Genomic DNA, 16,665 nt, shown 5'->3' on the forward strand with positions numbered 1-16,665 from the left:
AGCCGTGAACGGTTCGACGGGCAGCAAATCAACTTACTTTGCGTTGCATAGGCTGGCTGTATCCACCGTTCGTGCCGCTTCTACGCTTTCCTCACTAAGCCCATAAGTCATCAGGATTTTCTTGTAGTCGTCAGTCTTCTTGAACTCGATGAGCGCCTTGTTGAAAGCTTCGTAGAACTCCTTGTCTTCCGGACGGAAGCTGAACGCGCCGAAACTTCTGGCAGATTTGCCATCCACAACCGGATCGGTGAACGGATGCGCCTGTTCCAGTTCCGGTGAATTTTCGACCAGCTTGGCGACCGTCAGTTCCGTTGCAGCATAGGCATCGGCGCGCCCGGTCTGGACCGTCGATGGCGCATCGGCATTGCCCTGTATCATGACAATCTGGGATTCATCGATGCCCATTCCATGCAGGAAGTCGATCTGGTCCGCACCGGAAACGATCGCGACTTTCAGCGACGGATCTTTCTTGATGTCCTCATAGGAATGAATGTTTTTCGGGTTGCCCTTGGGCACCAGAAGACCTTCACCGTAACTCGAATTTGCGACGGTGAACTGGACCTGTTTGCAGCGGTCCGGCAGGACATTCTGCTCGGCGGCGACAAACTCGAACCGCTTGGCCTTCAGGCCGGGAATGAGCGAACCGAACGGGGTAACAGTCCAGTCGATTTCCTCAATTCCAAGTTTCTTGAAGATTGCGGCGGCGACGTCCGGGCCTATACCCTTGGCGGCGCCACTCTCGTCCATATAACCGTAAGGCACTTCATTGGCCGTCGCTCCACGAACAAAGCCCGCACCCTTGAGATCGTCAATGGTGACAGCTTGTGACGGAAGCGTGAGGGACAAGACCGCAGCTGCCGAAAACAGAGCGGAAATTGTATGACGTTTCATGCGCATCGTGTTCACTCCTCTTTATGAACGCCGGTTGTTTTGTTGTCCGGCTTGTCAGTTGGCGTTATTGATCGGTTTATCCCGGAGACGGCTCCTCGCTGATCGTGGCGATGACCGACAGGCAATCCCCCATTTTGATGAGACCAGGAAAGTGCCGGGCTGCGAGAATTCCATCGAGCGCGGCGCGATATTCCCGCGGAGCGACGCCTGTGCGGGTTACAGTATGGACGCGCGCAATGACGTCGCCTTTGCGTATTTCCGCTCCGAGATCGACCAAAGGTTCAAGCAAACCTTCGGTATCGGCAAAACCGAAGCATTCCTGCGACGGCATATCGAGCCACGTTGTCGGTGACAGCTCCACCTCTCCTTGGAGAATGCCTGCGTGGCGCAAAAGGTTGCGAATGCCGCGCTTGGCTATGGAAGCCGTGCGGGCAGAAATTGTACCGCCGCCGGAAAGCTCCGTCGTGACAAACACCTTGCCCGCTTCTTCCGCTATCGTGTCGTACATGCCGACAGCATCAATCTCGATCATCCGCATCGAGAAAGGAGCCGAAAAGGCTTTGACTGCCGCAAAGCAGCGGAGTTCCTGCGCCGTATCGGGCAAGGCGTGTGCGGCTGCATAGGGCAGGAAATCGAGTGTCCGTCCGCCGGAGTGAAAATCCATGACGATATCGGCCGCTGGCAGAAGGTAGCGGGTGAAATAGTCGGCAATCTTTTCGGTAACGGTGCCATCGGGACGCCCGGGGAAACTGCGGTTGAGATTGCCCTTGTCGATGGGGGATGTTCGCGTTCCCGCAAGAAAGGCAGGGTAGTTCATTGCGGGAACAATGATGACCCGCCCCCTGATCTCTTCCGGTTTCAGATTGGCTGCGAGATCATAGAGAGCGACCGGCCCTTCATACTCATCGCCATGATTGGCGCCGGTCAACAGGGCGGTGGGACCATCGCCGTTGCGGATCACACAAATCGGCAACATCAGCGATCCCCATGCGGAATCGTCTCTGGACCACGGCAGTCGCAGATGTCCGTGCTGAACGCCGTCGCGATTGAGATCGACGGTAGGCGTGATCGGGGAGGGACGTGAGGGGGGCGAGGTGTGCATCATCGCAGCGTCCTAATTCTTGACCACGAGCTTGCGCGGCACATTCGACAGGCATTCAACGCCTGTTTCGGTGATCACGATGCTTTCGGTGATTTCCAGCCCCATGGTTTCGAGCCAGAGACCTGTCATGAAATGAAAGGTCATGCCGGGTTGCAACTCGGTGCGGTCGCCGGGGCGCAGGCTCATCGTGCGTTCGCCCCAATCCGGCGGGTAGGACAAACCGATGGAGTAGCCGGTGCGATTGTCCTTGATAATTCCGTATTTCTTCAGCACGGCGAAGAAGCCATTCGCGATATCTTCGCATGTGTTGCCAGGGCGAGCCGCAGCGAGCCCCGCCTCCATCCCTTCGAGCGTGGCTTTTTCGGCATCGAGAAATGCCTGTGTCGGTTTGCCGAGAAATACGGTGCGCGACAGAGGGCAATGATAGCGCTTATAGCAGCCGGCGATCTCGAAGAATGTGCCTTCGCCGGTCTTCATCGGCAGATCGTTCCAGGTCAGATGTGGTGCGGAGGCGTCGGGGCCGGAAGGCAGCAACGGAACGATGGCGGGATAATCGCCACCAAAACCGTCAACGCCGCGCGTGCCAGCATCATAGATTTCCGCAACCAGATCGCATTTGCGCATGCCCGGCTCGATTTTGTCGACGATGCGTTGATGCATAGCCTCAACGATCCGACCAGCTTTTCGCATATAGTCGATTTCCGTCGGGCTTTTGACGGCGCGCTGCCAGTTGACCAGTCCTTGCGCATCCTTGAAGCGGGCATTCGGCAGATGTTTCTGCAAGGCGTGATGAGCGGCAGCCGTGTACCAGTAATTGTCCAGCTCGACGGCAATGGTCTTGGAACCCCAACCTTTTTCATCCAGTATCGACGCCAGAAGATCCATAGGATGCCGTTCAAGCGACTGAACATAGTGGTCGGGATAGCCGACGATGTTGTCGTGGCTGAGCCATGCAGTGCGTTTCGCTCCATTGCCATCCTGACTGCGGCCATACCAGATCGGTTCCCCTTCCATCGAAAGCACAACGCATTGATGAACATAGAAGGACCAACCGTCATAGCCGGTCAGCCAGTGCATGTTGGATGGGTCGGTGACGATGAGGACGTCGAAGCCTGCCTTCTCCATGGCGCGACGGGTTTTTGCTATCCGCTGATCATACTCCGCGCGGGTGAAGTTGAGTTCCACACTCATCGGCTGGCTCCTGCAGTTTTGGTTGAATCGATTTTCGTGCCTGCATCGCACGCACTGGCGCGCTCTGTCGCAAGGCGAGCGATGGCCGTGTCCTGAACGCCTGTTCCCGTGAGGTCGCAGAAGGTTATGTCTTCCGCCTTCCGCTGGAAGGGAGAAGCAGCGAGCGCGATCTGGCCAAGTTCTGGAAAAACAGTATCCGCAGCGACAAACCCTGCCGCAATCGCATGATGCAATTCACCGAGCCTGCGCGTTTGGGAGAGGCTGTCTGCAATGTAAACGATCGGTCGCCGAAAAAGGGCAGGATCAATCTCGTTCTTGTGTTCGGCATCGGAACCCATCGCGGTGAGGTGCTGGCCGGGCACAAGCCATTCAGCATTGATGAGCGGCGTTTCCGATGGTGTTGTCGTGACGATAATATCCGCGCCTTCGCAGGCTGGTTGTGCATCCGCGATTGCTGTTACGGGTATTCCGAGCTTCTCGGTAAAGCTCTGAACGGCTTTTTGTGCGCTGTCGAAGTTGCGCGCCCAAATCCGCGCCTCGGAGATTGGACGCACGAGCGTCAGCGCTTGAAGCTGCATCCCTGCCTGCATGCCTGCACCGAAAATGGCAGCTACACGGGCGTCTTCCCGCGCCAGGTGTTTTGCCGCGACAGCACCGGCAGCCGCAGTGCGCACATCGGTCAGATAGCCATTATCCAGCAAGAGCGCCTCGACCAGCCCGGTCTTCGCTGAAAACTGGATCATCAGCCCGTTGGTAGAAGGCAAACCAATGGACGGATTGTTGAAAAAACCGGGGCTCACCTTGATGGCGAAACTGTCAAGCCCGGGAATGTAGGCCGTTTTCACGTCCACTTCGCCCCGCTGGGCGGGGATGTCCAGTCGCAGTATGGGAGGCATGCTGACATCGCCACTGGCGAGCGCCTGAAAAGCATTTTCCACGCACGCCACGCTTGCCATGTCGAGGGCAATGATCCGCCGCAGATCGGCTTCGGTGAGAATTCTCATTTCAGCCATCATCCAGCCCTCCGATAGCGGTCTTCGACGATTGCGCGATGCTGTTCAGGGTCGATGTTGCCGCCTGAAACAATGACGACGGTTGGTCCTGTTGGCTTGATCCTGCCGCTCAACAAGGCGCCGAAACCAACCGCTCCTGCGCCTTCGATAATTTCACCTTCCTGCGTTGCGGCATGTCTGATCCCCGCTGCAATCTCCTCCTCATCGAGCAGGATCACTTGGTCCAATAGCGAGCGGCACATCTCAAAAGTCCAATGATTGTCGAGCCCAATGCCGCCGCCTAAAGAATCTGCAAGTGTCTCCAGTTCCTCGACATTGACCGGCTTACCGGCTTTGAGGCTGGCATCCATGGCTGCACCGCGAGCCATGGAAACGCCGATGATACGGCAATGAGGAAGCCGGGCTTTCACAGCCGCAGCGATGCCGGCAGCGAGCCCCCCGCCCGAAAGAGGAATGAGAACAATCTCGGTGTCCGGCTGGTCGTCAATGATTTCGAGACCGATTGTGCCCTGTCCGGCAATAATGCGCTGATCGTCAAATGGGGGGACGACATTCATTCCGTTTTCGTGGGCCAGACGCACCACCTCGTTCGTCGCATCGTCCTGGGATTTTCCGACGATGCGCACATCCGCACCAAGATCGCGGATTGCATCGACCTTGTTGCGCGGCACCAGCGATGAGAGGCAAACGGTGGCGATCAATCCCTGACTGGAAGCAGCATGTGCAAGAGCCCGTCCATGATTGCCGGTGGACGCCGTCACAAGTCCATGCTTGCGAACATCGGGCGACAGGCTAAGGACTGCGTTGGTCGCGCCGCGCAGTTTGAAGCTGCCGGTGGTCTGCCGATTTTCCAGTTTGAGATAAACCGAAGTGCCGGTGAGTTCACTTAGATGCTCTGAGCGCGTTAGCGGCGTTTTCACGACGAGACCTTGCAGCCTCTCACGCGCTGCTTCGATATCGTCAAGACCAATCATTTCACGGGCCAATCTTGGCATGGCGCTGCCTCTCATAGCGTCATGGCGACGGGGAACGCCGCGCCAAGTTCTGCTGAGCGCTGCGATGGATGAGTGGACAGAAGGCGCAATAATGCACCACGTGCGAAGCCGTAAGGCCGCATCCTCGTTCCCCAAATGTCTGATTTTTGTTCTTGGCTCTATGTGTGAAAGACCATTCTTATCATGTCAATAATTATATTGGATCATTACAATTTTGATCTGTAACGACTTTTCTCTGGCGGAGCCTTGTCAGCAGAGCAGGGGCGTGCCAATGAAAACAGGAGTGTTTGCAGATGCTGGATCAAAAGAATGAAAGCCGCCTTGAAGCTGGACGCCGTCGATTTGCGTATTCTCGCAGCCGTTCAGGAGAATGCGCGGATCACCAAGCTCGCACTGGCGGAGAAGGTTGGGCTTTCGGCGACACCTTGCTGGCTGCGACTGCGCAAGCTGGAAGAGGCCGGTGTTGTGACCGGTTATCACGCGCGCATCGCCTATCGAAAAATAGCCCCGATTGCTCATGTCATAGTCCAGATTACCCTGGGCAATCATCGACAAAGCGATTTTGACCGGTTCGAGAGAGCCATCCTGGCCTTGCCCGAAATCGTGTCCTGCTGGTCCGTTGGCGGTGGGGTGGACTACTTTTTGATGATCGTGGCGCGCGACATTGATGGTTATCAGCGGCTGATTGATCGTCTTTTGGACCAGAATATCGGCATCGAGCGCTACTTCACCTATATCGTGACCAAGCTGGTCAAGGACGAGAAGGCGAGTGCGCCCTTGTCGCTGTTCAAGGATGTGACCGACTAGCCCAAACAGACTGTCCGGCTTTTAAAATTAGTCCATTCCGCATGTGCGCGGAGATGATTTGGTCCGAATCCAGAGCTATCCCGTGACAAACTTCTTCCTGAATTGGGAGAAGAACAATGAATGCCGTTCTGGATCATCCGATACAACATGACGGGCTTGGCAGGCTCCGCGATAAACATCTCTTTCGTGAACTTGGCTATGTCGATGGACGCTGGGTAGCAGGAGAAAAGGCCGAAACTTTCCCTGTTCTCGATCCTGCCACCGGTCAGCGGCTTGCGCGTGTGGCAAGTCTCGGCGAAGTGGAGACGACCCTTGCGATTGATGCCGCTGTAAAGGCCTTTCCGTCCTGGCGAGATAAATTGCCCCAGGAACGATCAGCAGCTTTGCGGCGGTGGTTCGAGTTGGTCACGGCACATCGCGAAGACCTCGCATTGCTGATGACGCTGGAGCAGGGCAAGCCGCTGGCGGAATCGCGCGGCGAAATCGATTATGGCGCATCTTTCATTGAATGGTTTGCCGAAGAAGCGAAGCGGCTTAATGGCGAAACCATTGCAAGCCATCTGCCCAATGCCGAAATGCAGGTGCGGCGCGAAGCGCTGGGGGTGGTCGCGCTTGTAACTCCGTGGAATTTCCCACATGCCATGATTACCCGCAAGGCGGCAGCGGCCATTGCCGCCGGTTGCCCGGTTGTCGTGCATCCGTCTTCGGAAACGCCGCTCTCCGCACTTGCCCTGGCCGAACTGGCCGAACGTGCGGGAATACCCGCAGGCATATTCAATGTCGTGACAGGCAAAGCCGCGCCTATCGTTGACGTATTGTGCCGCGATGAGCGTGTTCGGGCGCTGAGCTTCACCGGTTCAACCGAAATCGGCAAGTTGATTGCTACCAAAAGCGCGAACACGATGAAGCGGCTCGTCATGGAGCTTGGCGGCCATGCACCGCTGATTATCTTCGATGATGCTTGTGTCGAGCGGGCCGTCGATGTGGCGATGGCTGCAAAGTTTGCGACGTCCGGTCAGGATTGCCTTGCTGCAAACCGCATCTTTGTCCAGCGCGGCATTTTGAAAGATTTCACCGAGGCGTTTGCTACGCGCATCGCCGCGCTAAAGGTCGGTAACGGGCTGGATCCGACATCAGATATAGGCCCTCTGATGCATAGTCGGGCGGTCGCCAAGGTCGAAGAGCATGTTCAGGATGCCAGCCAGCGGGGCGCCGGAATAGTTGTGGGCGGCAATCGGTGCGGGGATGCTGGACTTTTTTTCGAGCCGACTTTGCTGGTCGATGTGCCGGACGATGCTGCGATCATGCATGAAGAGACATTCGGGCCGGTTGCCGCCGTCACGGCATTTGACGATGAGGCCGAAGTCATCGAGCGCGCCAATTCCACACAATACGGTCTCGTTGCCTATGTGGTGACGGCAAATGGTGCACGTCAACTCCGCATGGGCCGTGCGCTCGAATACGGGATGGTCGCGGTTAATCGCGCGAAGATTACCGGCGCACCGATCCCGTTTGGCGGCTGGAAGCAATCCGGGCTTGGCCGCGAAGGCTCCCATCAGGGCATCGAAGCCTTCACCGAACTCAAATATCTCTGCATCGATACCGCCGCGTGAAAGCGTGGCGACAGGAAAGGAACATACCCATGTTGAACAATAGCAATGAGCTGACCGCCTGGGACCGGGATCATTTCTTTCATCCCTCCACCCATATGGGGATGCATGCGCGGGGTGAAACGCCGACGCGAGTGCTGGAAGGCGGGGAGGGCGTTTACATTGCAGATGTGAACGGTCGCAAAAGTCTGGATGCTTTCGCGGGGCTTTATTGCGTCAATGTTGGTTATGGCCGCACGGAAATAGCGGATGCGATTGCAGAACAGGCGCGCAAACTTGCCTATTATCACGCCTATGTCGGTCATGGGACCGAAGTGTCCATCACGCTCGCCAAGATGATCATCGACCGCGCACCGGACCATATGAGCCGTGTTTATTTCGGCCTTTCGGGCTCGGATGCGAACGAAACCAACATCAAGCTCATCTGGTACTACAACAATATTCTGGGCCGCCCGGAAAAGAAGAAGATCATTTCCCGTTGGCGCGGCTATCACGGTTCCGGCGTGATGACGGGCAGCATGACCGGGCTTGCGACGTTCCACAATGCCTTCGATCTGCCGCGCGCGCCGGTATTGCACACGGAGTCCCCTTACTATTTTCGCCGTGCAGACCGCTCAGTGAGCGAGGAGCAGTTCTCGCAACATTGCGCCGATAAGCTCGAAGAGATGATCCTTACCGAAGGGCCGGAGACCATTGCAGCCTTCATCGGCGAGCCTGTTCTGGGGACCGGCGGCATCGTTCCGCCGCCGTCTGGCTATTGGCAGAAGATCCAGGCCGTTCTTGATCGCTATGATATTCTGCTGGTTGCTGACGAAGTGGTCACTGGCTTCGGTCGCCTTGGAAGCATGTTCGGTTCCGACCACTATGGCATGAAGCCCGACTTGATCACCATCGCAAAGGGTTTGACCTCCGCCTATGCGCCGCTTTCCGGTTCGATTGTATCGGATCGCATGTGGCAGGTATTGGTTCAGGGATCAGACAAGATGGGGCCGATCGGCCATGGCTGGACTTATTCTGCCCATCCGATCTGCGCGGCGGCAGGCGTAGCCAATCTCAAACTTATCGACGAATTGAAGCTGGTCGAAAATGCCGGTTCCACAGGCGCTTATTTCCGCAAGGCATTGAAGGATGCCCTCGGCGATCACAAGCATGTCGGGGAAATTCGTGGCGAAGGCCTGATGGCCGCAATCGAATTTGTGGAAGATCGTGACGACCGCAGATTCTTTGATCCGTCGCTCAAAATCGGCGCTCAGGTTTCAACGGCGCTCCTGGCCAATGGCGTTATCGGGCGAGCCATGCCGGAAGGCGATATTCTCGGGTTTGCGCCGCCGCTTTGCCTCACGCCAGAGGAAGCGGACAAGATTGTTGCAGCTACGAAACAAGCCGTCGACACTGTCTTTGCATGAGTAATTGTCCCCCCGAGGTCAGTCCTCGGGGACTATCCCCGCCAGACCGGCAAGTGCAGTTCAGCGATCAATCCGCCTGACGGATCGTTTTTCAGAAGAATATCGCCTGCATTGGCACGCGCCACGTTGCGGGCGATAGTCAAGCCGAGACCGAAGCCGCCTGAGTCCCGATTTCTGGACTTTTCCGCCCGGTTGAAGGGTTTGAACATTTCCTCGATCTGGTCTGGCGGAATTCCCGGTCCATTGTCCTTCACGCTCAGCACAAGCTCATTATTGTCCTGGCGGAGCGCCAGTTTCGCTTTGCCGCCATAGGCAATGGCGTTGTCAATGAGGTTGGTGATGCTGCGCTGAACAGAGACTGGCTGACAATAAGCTATGGCATCCAGCTTGTCGGAATTTCTTTCATCCAGCATTGCGTCCGGGTAGTTATCTGCAATGGAAAGGAGAAGCGACCAGAGATCGACCTTTTCCTTTTGTTCATTGGCCAGTTCTGATGTCGCAAAATCAATGACCGAACGAGAAATCGCTTCTATATCGTTGATATCCTTGGCCAGCGACTTTGAGAGGGCTTCATCTTCAACAAGAGCCAGACGAAGCCGGATGCGCGTGAGCGGGGTGCGCAGGTCATGCGCAAGGGCAGCGGCAAGTTGCTCGCGTTCAGCCACATAATCTAGCAGCTTCGATTGCATCGTGTTTACGGCCTTGGCCGCGGCTTTGTACTCCCGGCTGCCGTCTTCAGGCAATGGCGGGCTTTTAAGGTCACCGCCGATCCTATGTACGGCGTGTTCGAGCACCCGATAGGGCGCTGTGAGCCGGCGAGTGGCCCAAATTGCAACCAGAACAACGCTAAGCGCCACAAGTGCAAAAAGCGGTATAGTTTCGGCAGTGATAATCGGATCAGCCGGAGTTATCCGCGTGATGAAATTTATCCAGCGTCCATCGCCGAATTGCAGGGAAGTGGTCAGGCTGGCGCTCAGGTTCGTCGTTGCTGCAAGATCGTTGATCTGCTTTTCAACATCGCCGATATCGCTGCTGTCAGTCGGCTGAACCGCGATGGCGTGCGTGCCGCGAGCAAGCGTGTCCCGGCTTATGCGAGCATCGATAACGCCGTAACGTGCCAGACGTGCAACAAGGACATCTTCAAGTTCTGCAAGATCTTCCTCGCTCGCCAGAACAGTCGGCACATCGGGTCGCGCTGTAATGGTGATGCCCTGACCTGAACTGGCCAAGCGAGAAGCAAGGCTGTTCCAGTCGCCGGGCGGCGTCGTGTTGAGAAGTTTGACGAGCGATGTCGCTCTTTCGCTGAGACGGAAGAGCTCCAGCGCATTGTTGGCATCCTTGCGGTCCTGCGAAACAATCCACAGCGTTGCGATTTGCGTTATCACAAGGCCACTGATCAGAATTGTAATGAGCCAGCTCGGCAGAGAACGTGGAAAGGGTAATCTCATTCCAGTTCGACCTGATGTCCAAACTGATAACCGCCGCCGCGAATGGTGAGGATCATTCTAGGTGAGCGGGAGTCATCGTTGAGCTTGCGCCTCAGCCGGCTGATCAAAATATCGACGCTGCGATCATAGCCGTATACAGCCTGGCTTCCAGCCATTTCCATAAGCTGGTCGCGGCTGAGTATATGCTGCGAACTTTTGACGAAGGCTTCGAGCAGATTGAACTCGGCAGTCGTGAGTTCAACGCGCACGTCAGCAGGGGACGTAAGCCGCCTGCGTGCGCAGTCGAGCGTCCAGCCCGCAAAGCGGTAGCTGTGAGTGACAGGGCGACTGGGAGCACGGTTATTCTCCAGACGCCTGAGCACGGCACGGATACGGGCAAGGAGTTCGCGCGGGTCGAACGGTTTGGCCAGATAGTCGTCGGCACCGATTTCAAGGCCCAGTATTCTGTCGGCAGCGTCGGCAATTGCCGTCAGCATGATGATCGGCACACGCGAATGGCGACGGATATCCTGGCAAATTTCAATACCGCTTTTGCCCGGAAGCATGACATCGAGAATGATCAGATCAATCGCCGTCCGGCTCATTACATCATGCATCTCTTCACCGTTTTGGGCGATGGAGACACGCATACCGCGCCGCTTGAGAAACTCGTGCAGAAGGTCACGTATATCTTTGTCGTCATCGACGATCAGAACGTGGGCGTCTTCTTTCAATTTGCAGCTTCCATAATAGCTTTGATTCACTTGATAGTAGCGCCCGGATTGCGACGATAAAAAGCCTGTCGCTTCAGTTTTCAACCGGCATCTGGAGCGCGCTACAATTCAGAAACAAAATGTAACAAAGATGAAAAACAAGGGAAAACAAGGCCTGTCATAACGAACCCGCTGAAGAAACTGAAGCCCGATGAAAGATTAAAATCGTATGTTCAAATCGATTTTCAAATCGAAAATAGCTGCGAGACCGTTTCTTTCAACGCTTTGTCTTGCGGGCCTGTTGTCCTTTCCGCTTCCCAACGGAGTGATGGCAGCGCAACTCGTAACACGCAGCGAACGGTGTGACAGGCTTCAGCATCAACTGCAAACCGCGCTTTCCGGTCGCGCCGAAACCCGGCAGGCTCGTCAGGCGGAAGCCTTGCAGAAGAGGGGGATGAAATTCTGCTCAAGCAGAAGAGAGGCACAAGGCCTGCGCGCCTACGCCGAAGCCCTTAAACTTCTGGGGGTGAAACCTGACATGGCTGATCCAGGCGGACAGGAAACTGCTTTACCACCGGCGGGCAAGATCCCGAACGGAAAAACCAATTGAGGAACCGGAAAATGAAGAAGTCCCTTATTTCTGCTCTTGGCGTTGCTGTTGTTCTGGGCCTATCTGCTCCTGTCCTGACGGCAAGTGCTGCTAGCGCTGCTCCGGCTGCTGCAACGCACACGACGGCCGCCAAGCATCTTGCTAAGAAGGCTGCTCACAAGAAGCATCACACCGCCAAGAAGTCGCACAAGAAGGCCGCTCCGGCCAAGAAGTAAGCTTTCCGCTTTGTGCGATAACCGACGGCTCCCTCGCAGTCGGTTTTTGCAACAAAAGGCCGTTGCCTGTCGGACATGGATGTTGTCCGATCTGCAGCGGCCTTTTCTGTTTATGATAGCGGGGCTTGCCGAGTTGGAACCGTCCTCCATATGTATCCGTATTGTATCGAGGGGCCGTTTATATGGCGACGATTGTCCTGAAACGGATTTATGATGCTCCTTCACCGGAGGATGGCTATCGTGTCCTCGTAGATCGCGTCTGGCCTCGCGGCATGACCAAAGAGAAGGCCGATATTGATGTATGGGCCAAGGATATTGCTCCGTCGACCAATCTTCGCAAATGGTTCTGCCACGACCCGGCCAAATGGAATGATTTTCAGAAAAAGTACCGCGAAGAGCTGGAAGCCAACAAGCCTGCCATAAAGGAATTGATCTCCAAGGCTGGCACAAGAGGTGGCCACCTGACGCTGCTATATGGCGCGAAAGATGAGGAACATAATCAAGCCGTGGTCTTGCACGAATTCATGCAAGACCTGTAAGCCTTTCGATAAAGATATTTGCTAAAGCATTTCCAGCAAAAGTGTGAAACGGTTTGCGTTCGGAAATGCCGAAAAACAACGATTCCGTTCAAACAGGAACCGCTCTAGTCTCTGTTCTCGGGCGCTCCCAATGGAAACAGATGACGGAACGGTCGTGCTTCGTCCAATGCGCGGGCATAGCTTGGCCGCGCAAGCAGTCGCTGGCGATAGGCACGCACATTCGCAAATTTTTCAGGAATGACATAACTCCAGTCGGCGTAGAGGAGCGGAGGGGCGGCGGCACAGTCGGCGAGGCTGAAACTATCGCCGACGACCCATTCCCGGCCTTCCATGTGCTGATCCAGAAACCCATAGGCGGTGTCGAACATCGCTCTCCAGCGATGGCCGCCATCATCGTGTTCACGGCCAAGAGCCGTGAAGACAAGGCGTTGCAGCGGATAGTGGATATAATTATCGAAAAAACGATCCCACATGCGCACGTCGGCACTGGCAAGAGGGTCCGACGGGATCAGCCGTCTGGTATGCGGATAGGCGGCTTCGAGGTATTCGATTATCCCTGTTGCTTCAAAGACGAGCTTTCCATTGTCTGTCAGAACCGGAAATTTGCCGCACGGCCAAAGCGCTGCGAATTCGCTGGCAATCGGTTCGGTGCCATCCAGCATTTGTGCCTCGAAGGCTATGTCCTTTTCATAGAAGGCCGTTATTGCCTTCTGGCAATAAGACGAGAAGGGATGCAGGTAGAGTTTCAGTGTCATTGTGCTCCTCCAACACGGATGGCAGATCGATCTCAAGCCGCTGGCCTGAAAGAAAAGCGGCCCGCTTTCGGCGGGGCCATCTGGTATTCATCGTTCGACTGGTTTGCCTTGCGTTATCAAACGAGCGCTATGCTGGCCGGAAATATAGGTCCACAGCCAGCTCCAGGCGACGGCGGCACGACTTCTCGTTCCAATGAGAAAGAAGATGTGCGCGATGCCCCAGAACCACCAGGCGATGATCCCCTTGAGCTTAAAGCGCCCCATATCAACCACAGCAGCGCCTCTGCCAATGGTGGCGAGATTGCCCTGATGCTTGTAACGGAACGGCATCGGCGGCGTTTGTCCTTCGACGCGGTTTTTTATGACTGTAGCAACATAGGCGCCTTGCTGTTTGGCAGCCGGTGCTATGCCCGGAACCGGTTTGCCGTCCGGTCCCTCAACCCATGCCGTATCGCCGATGACGAAGATATCTTCATGGCCGGGAACATTGAGGTTGGATAGAACCTTCACACGTCCTGCGCGGTCGCTTTCGGCATTCAGCCATGTAGCGGCGGGGGAGGCGGCAACGCCTGCCGCCCATATTGCCGTCCGGCAGGGAATGAACTCCTCACCGACAGTGACGCCATCCGCTGTAATTTCCTTGACCGGAATTCCAAGGCGTACTTCCACGCCCAGTTTTTCGAGTGCTTTCAAGGCATATTCAGACAGATCTTCGGGAAATGCAGCCAGAATGCGTTGACCGGCTTCAAGCAGCATCACGCGCGTCTGCCTGGTGTCGATATTGCGGAATTCGGGCCATATGGTCTGTTTGGCAAGCTCTGCGATAATGCCGGCAAGCTCGACGCCGGTCGGTCCGCCGCCTACTATGGCAAATGTCAGCAGCGCCTGCCTTTTCGCTTCATCTGTCTCACGTTCCGCCCGTTCGAAGGCCAGAAGCAGGCGGCGGCGAATGGTGGTCGCATCTTCAAGGGCCTTCAATCCTGGAGCCAAAGCCTCCCACTGGTCATTGCCGAAATAAGCGTGACGAGCCCCTGTGGCGAGTACGAGCATGTCGTAAGAAATTTCTGTGCCGTTTTCGAGTTGCACCTGACGGCGTTCGGTATCCACGCCCGTCACCGTACCCAACAGCGTGGTGACTTCCTTGCGGTCGCGAAACAGGTGGCGGATTGGCCAGGCAATTTCCGACGTGGCAAGGATGGTCGTCGCAACCTGATAGAGAAGCGGCTGGAAAAGGTGATGGTTGCGCTGATCAATCAGCGTTATCCGAACATTGACGTTTCTGAGATCGTGGACCAGTTGCAATCCGCCAAAACCGGCACCAATGACGACGATATGGGGTACATGCGCTTCGTTCATTATCTTCAGCCTGTATTCATCCTACAATATGTAGCCTGCCCATTCGTCTCGAACAGGGTATCTGACATTGTTTATGTCCGCATCGCGTGTATCCAGGCTAATGATTTCAACATTAATCACTTTCAAGTTTTTATCAGAGATCGCCGTAGGGATGTTGCTTGTATTCTGAAATAGAACATTTACGTGGTGCGATTTCAAATTTTTAATGCATGCTTGTGTTGAGTTCTTTCCAGATTTTATATTGTTTGACTCTTGCCTTCGCCGTTTCCACGCTAGGTAACCCTTGGTCGCAATCGGCGCTTGGAGGGACGGATGCATTGGCTTCAGGCAATATTTCAGCAAGCACCCGAAATAGCGTTGCAGCCAGTAGGCCGCATCTGGTTGGCGAACTTCAACGAATATGAATATGCCGCTATAACTGCGATCCGCTGGGGCGGGCGCATGATGGTGAACTGGAAGCACGACATCCAGACTGCCACCCTATTTCGTAAGTTCCATAATACATATTATGTGATTGGCTTTTGTAGCCGGGGTGGGTTCTAGCTTGAAGTGCGACTTGCAAGCGATAACAATGAGTTATCCTAAGCAAGGAACCCATCATGGAACGCACCTACGCGCATATTGACTTGGATGAGCGACGCAAGATCGCCCGCTGGCGCACTGCAAACCTCTCCGTTGACGTTATTGCCGAGAAACTTGGACGACATCGCTCAACCGTTTTCCGCGAGTTGAAACGCAATCGATTTGTCGACGATCAGATCACGGACCTGACTCGCTATTACTGCACGGTTGCCGATCAGAAAGCACGTGAACGTCGCTCGAAACGACGCAAGCTCATCCGGTTTGATCAATTGCGTCAATCCGTGATCAAGCACATCAGCGATGGATGGTCCCCGCAGCAAATTGCCGGAAGAAGGCATTGGTGCGGATGGAAGCTGTCGATTGACATAAGAGACCCTTCTATTAATCTTACAAACATGGTCAATATGATAGAAGTCCGTCGAGCTACCGTTTGGGATGCCCTTACGATTAGCAACATTGTTAAAGATACGATCAGAGTTTCAAATTCGAGAGACTATCCCGCATCAGTGATAGAGCAGGTCTCTGCAAACTTCTCTGCTGAAGCTGTACACGAGTTGATTAATAGGAGAACCGTCTGGGTTGCCCTTATTAACGGTGTTGTAGCGGGAACAGCCAGCCTTGAAAACGATACCGTGCGGACGGTTTTTGTAGCACCTTCGGCTCAAGGGGCTGGGGTTGGACGATGCCTCATGGAGACAGTCGAATTAGCCGCAACAAATCAAAACTTTAATCTTCTCAAGGTTCCAGCGTCTCTGACTGCGAGAAGCTTTTATGCTCGTCTTGGTTACAGGGACGTGCGCGAAATCCTCTACGGTGAAGAACGTACCTTTCTAATGGAAAAGTCTTTAGTTAAACCATTGGTCGAATGACCACTGTTGAAGGCGAACCGGAAGCAGTGCCTGTGAGTGAGAAAGCTAAAGTCAAAGGCGTATTTCACCCGCCCCCATTCCTCGCTTGCAACCCCGACCAGCCACTCGAAATGGGGGCTGACCTTACATGTGGCATCACAATGACATTTCTACTTTGCACAAAAGCGGACATTTCAACTTGGTCGCCACAGCTTTGTAGCAGCAGGGAGACGTTGCGGCAACGGATGACGGAGACGGGGTTGTGGACTTTGCGCCCGAACGCAAGGCACAGACACCCTACCCTCCAGAACATTTGACAAGCTACGCTCGATACATCCCTCACCTGTTGTCGAGAACAAACGGCTAGATAACATGCTTTCGATCGTGGCCGAGATGCAGGCCGCTCGAGAACTCCAGCGTAGCACGCATGGACCGCGTCGTACGGGACAAACAAACCACATGTTTGCTATACCGGATGGAAGTCGGGGCAACAGGTATCATCAGAAGCGTGAACGTAAATCACGCACAGCTTACATGAACGCCCCGGAAGTTATCGCGCGCCGGGAGAAGGCGCTGGTTACTTCTGTCGCTGTGACAGACGCTCC

General features: G+C 55.2%; 16 protein-coding genes and 3 pseudogenes. 10 read left to right on the forward strand and 9 right to left on the reverse strand.

Going from position 1 to position 16,665, the window contains the following annotated elements; translation table 11 throughout:
• Positions 1 to 33: 33 nt before the first annotated feature.
• From ehuB to eutB, 5 genes are all read right to left on the reverse strand, one after another.
• Positions 34 to 897 carry an ectoine/hydroxyectoine ABC transporter substrate-binding protein EhuB gene (gene ehuB / locus AC0TNJ_RS18905; protein WP_473772035.1) on the reverse strand — a complete coding sequence of 288 codons (864 nt, stop codon included), beginning with the start codon at positions 895 to 897 and terminating at the stop codon, positions 34 to 36.
• 70 nt (positions 898 to 967) lie between these two features.
• Positions 968 to 1,996, reverse strand: a complete 1,029-nt coding sequence (gene doeB, locus AC0TNJ_RS18910) for a N(2)-acetyl-L-2,4-diaminobutanoate deacetylase DoeB (RefSeq protein WP_122002447.1) — start codon at positions 1,994 to 1,996, stop codon at positions 968 to 970.
• A 9-nt stretch (positions 1,997 to 2,005) separates the two neighbouring features.
• Entirely contained in the window at positions 2,006 to 3,184 is a 1,179-nt protein-coding gene (gene doeA / locus AC0TNJ_RS18915; protein WP_473772036.1) for an ectoine hydrolase DoeA, read from the reverse strand.
• Positions 3,181 to 4,197, reverse strand: a complete 1,017-nt coding sequence (locus AC0TNJ_RS18920; protein WP_473772037.1) for a cyclodeaminase — start codon at positions 4,195 to 4,197, stop codon at positions 3,181 to 3,183. Before AC0TNJ_RS18920 ends, doeA begins: the two co-directional genes overlap by 4 nt.
• Entirely contained in the window at positions 4,197 to 5,192 is a 996-nt protein-coding gene (gene eutB / locus AC0TNJ_RS18925; RefSeq protein WP_473772038.1) for a hydroxyectoine utilization dehydratase EutB, read from the reverse strand. The genes AC0TNJ_RS18920 and eutB overlap by 1 nt, the downstream gene beginning before the upstream one ends.
• Before the next feature lie 309 nt (positions 5,193 to 5,501).
• Here eutB and AC0TNJ_RS18930 point away from each other — a divergent pair, with 309 nt between their 5' ends.
• From AC0TNJ_RS18930 to AC0TNJ_RS18940, 3 genes are all read left to right on the forward strand, one after another.
• Positions 5,502 to 5,999, forward strand: a complete 498-nt coding sequence (locus AC0TNJ_RS18930) for an Lrp/AsnC family transcriptional regulator (RefSeq protein WP_473772039.1) — start codon at positions 5,502 to 5,504, stop codon at positions 5,997 to 5,999.
• 116 nt (positions 6,000 to 6,115) lie between these two features.
• The gene (locus tag AC0TNJ_RS18935) at positions 6,116 to 7,612 is read left to right on the forward strand and encodes an NAD-dependent succinate-semialdehyde dehydrogenase (RefSeq protein WP_473772040.1); all 1,497 of its coding nucleotides are present in this window, start codon (positions 6,116 to 6,118) and stop codon (positions 7,610 to 7,612) included.
• Positions 7,613 to 7,641: 29 nt separating this feature from the next.
• Positions 7,642 to 9,015: an aminotransferase gene (locus AC0TNJ_RS18940; protein WP_473772041.1), complete on the forward strand. Its 1,374-nt coding sequence runs from the start codon at positions 7,642 to 7,644 to the stop codon at positions 9,013 to 9,015.
• A gap of 32 nt (positions 9,016 to 9,047) precedes the next feature.
• Here the strand turns inward: AC0TNJ_RS18940 and AC0TNJ_RS18945 are convergent, their stop codons facing one another.
• The gene (locus tag AC0TNJ_RS18945; protein ID WP_473772042.1) at positions 9,048 to 10,463 is read right to left on the reverse strand and encodes an ATP-binding protein; all 1,416 of its coding nucleotides are present in this window, start codon (positions 10,461 to 10,463) and stop codon (positions 9,048 to 9,050) included.
• Positions 10,460 to 11,176: a response regulator transcription factor gene (locus AC0TNJ_RS18950; protein WP_122002440.1), complete on the reverse strand. Its 717-nt coding sequence runs from the start codon at positions 11,174 to 11,176 to the stop codon at positions 10,460 to 10,462. Before AC0TNJ_RS18950 ends, AC0TNJ_RS18945 begins: the two co-directional genes overlap by 4 nt.
• A gap of 208 nt (positions 11,177 to 11,384) precedes the next feature.
• Here AC0TNJ_RS18950 and AC0TNJ_RS18955 point away from each other — a divergent pair, with 208 nt between their 5' ends.
• The 3 genes from AC0TNJ_RS18955 to AC0TNJ_RS18965 all read left to right on the forward strand — a co-directional run bounded on the left by AC0TNJ_RS18955 (position 11,385) and on the right by AC0TNJ_RS18965 (position 12,519).
• Positions 11,385 to 11,765, forward strand: coding sequence for a hypothetical protein (locus tag AC0TNJ_RS18955; protein ID WP_122002439.1), 381 nt, complete (start codon positions 11,385 to 11,387; stop codon positions 11,763 to 11,765).
• An 11-nt stretch (positions 11,766 to 11,776) separates the two neighbouring features.
• On the forward strand, positions 11,777 to 11,980 hold the full coding sequence (locus AC0TNJ_RS18960; protein WP_473772043.1) for a hypothetical protein: 204 nt from the start codon (positions 11,777 to 11,779) through the stop codon (positions 11,978 to 11,980).
• Between the two features lie 182 nt (positions 11,981 to 12,162).
• Entirely contained in the window at positions 12,163 to 12,519 is a 357-nt protein-coding gene (locus tag AC0TNJ_RS18965; RefSeq protein WP_473772044.1) for a DUF488 domain-containing protein, read from the forward strand.
• A gap of 104 nt (positions 12,520 to 12,623) precedes the next feature.
• Here the strand turns inward: AC0TNJ_RS18965 and AC0TNJ_RS18970 are convergent, their stop codons facing one another.
• Positions 12,624 to 13,274, reverse strand: coding sequence for a glutathione S-transferase family protein (locus AC0TNJ_RS18970; protein ID WP_473769334.1), 651 nt, complete (start codon positions 13,272 to 13,274; stop codon positions 12,624 to 12,626).
• A gap of 87 nt (positions 13,275 to 13,361) precedes the next feature.
• Positions 13,362 to 14,630 (reverse strand): NAD(P)/FAD-dependent oxidoreductase, encoded by a 1,269-nt coding sequence (locus AC0TNJ_RS18975; protein WP_473772045.1) that lies wholly within the window; start codon positions 14,628 to 14,630, stop codon positions 13,362 to 13,364.
• Positions 14,631 to 14,942: 312 nt separating this feature from the next.
• Between AC0TNJ_RS18975 and AC0TNJ_RS18980 the strand changes: the two genes are divergently transcribed.
• The 4 genes and pseudogenes from AC0TNJ_RS18980 to AC0TNJ_RS18995 all read left to right on the forward strand — a co-directional run.
• Entirely contained in the window at positions 14,943 to 15,173 is a 231-nt protein-coding gene (locus tag AC0TNJ_RS18980; protein ID WP_473772046.1) for a hypothetical protein, read from the forward strand.
• A gap of 56 nt (positions 15,174 to 15,229) precedes the next feature.
• Positions 15,230 to 15,544, forward strand: a pseudogene (locus tag AC0TNJ_RS18985) (transposase); the annotation flags it as partial.
• Between the two features lie 189 nt (positions 15,545 to 15,733).
• Positions 15,734 to 16,081 (forward strand): annotated as a pseudogene (locus AC0TNJ_RS18990) (GNAT family N-acetyltransferase); the annotation flags it as partial.
• A 276-nt stretch (positions 16,082 to 16,357) separates the two neighbouring features.
• Positions 16,358 to 16,651 (forward strand): annotated as a pseudogene (locus AC0TNJ_RS18995) (ISNCY family transposase); the annotation flags it as partial.
• Positions 16,652 to 16,665: the final 14 nt, after the last annotated feature.

It is taken from the genome of Ochrobactrum sp. PL_is483, assembly GCF_055816855.1.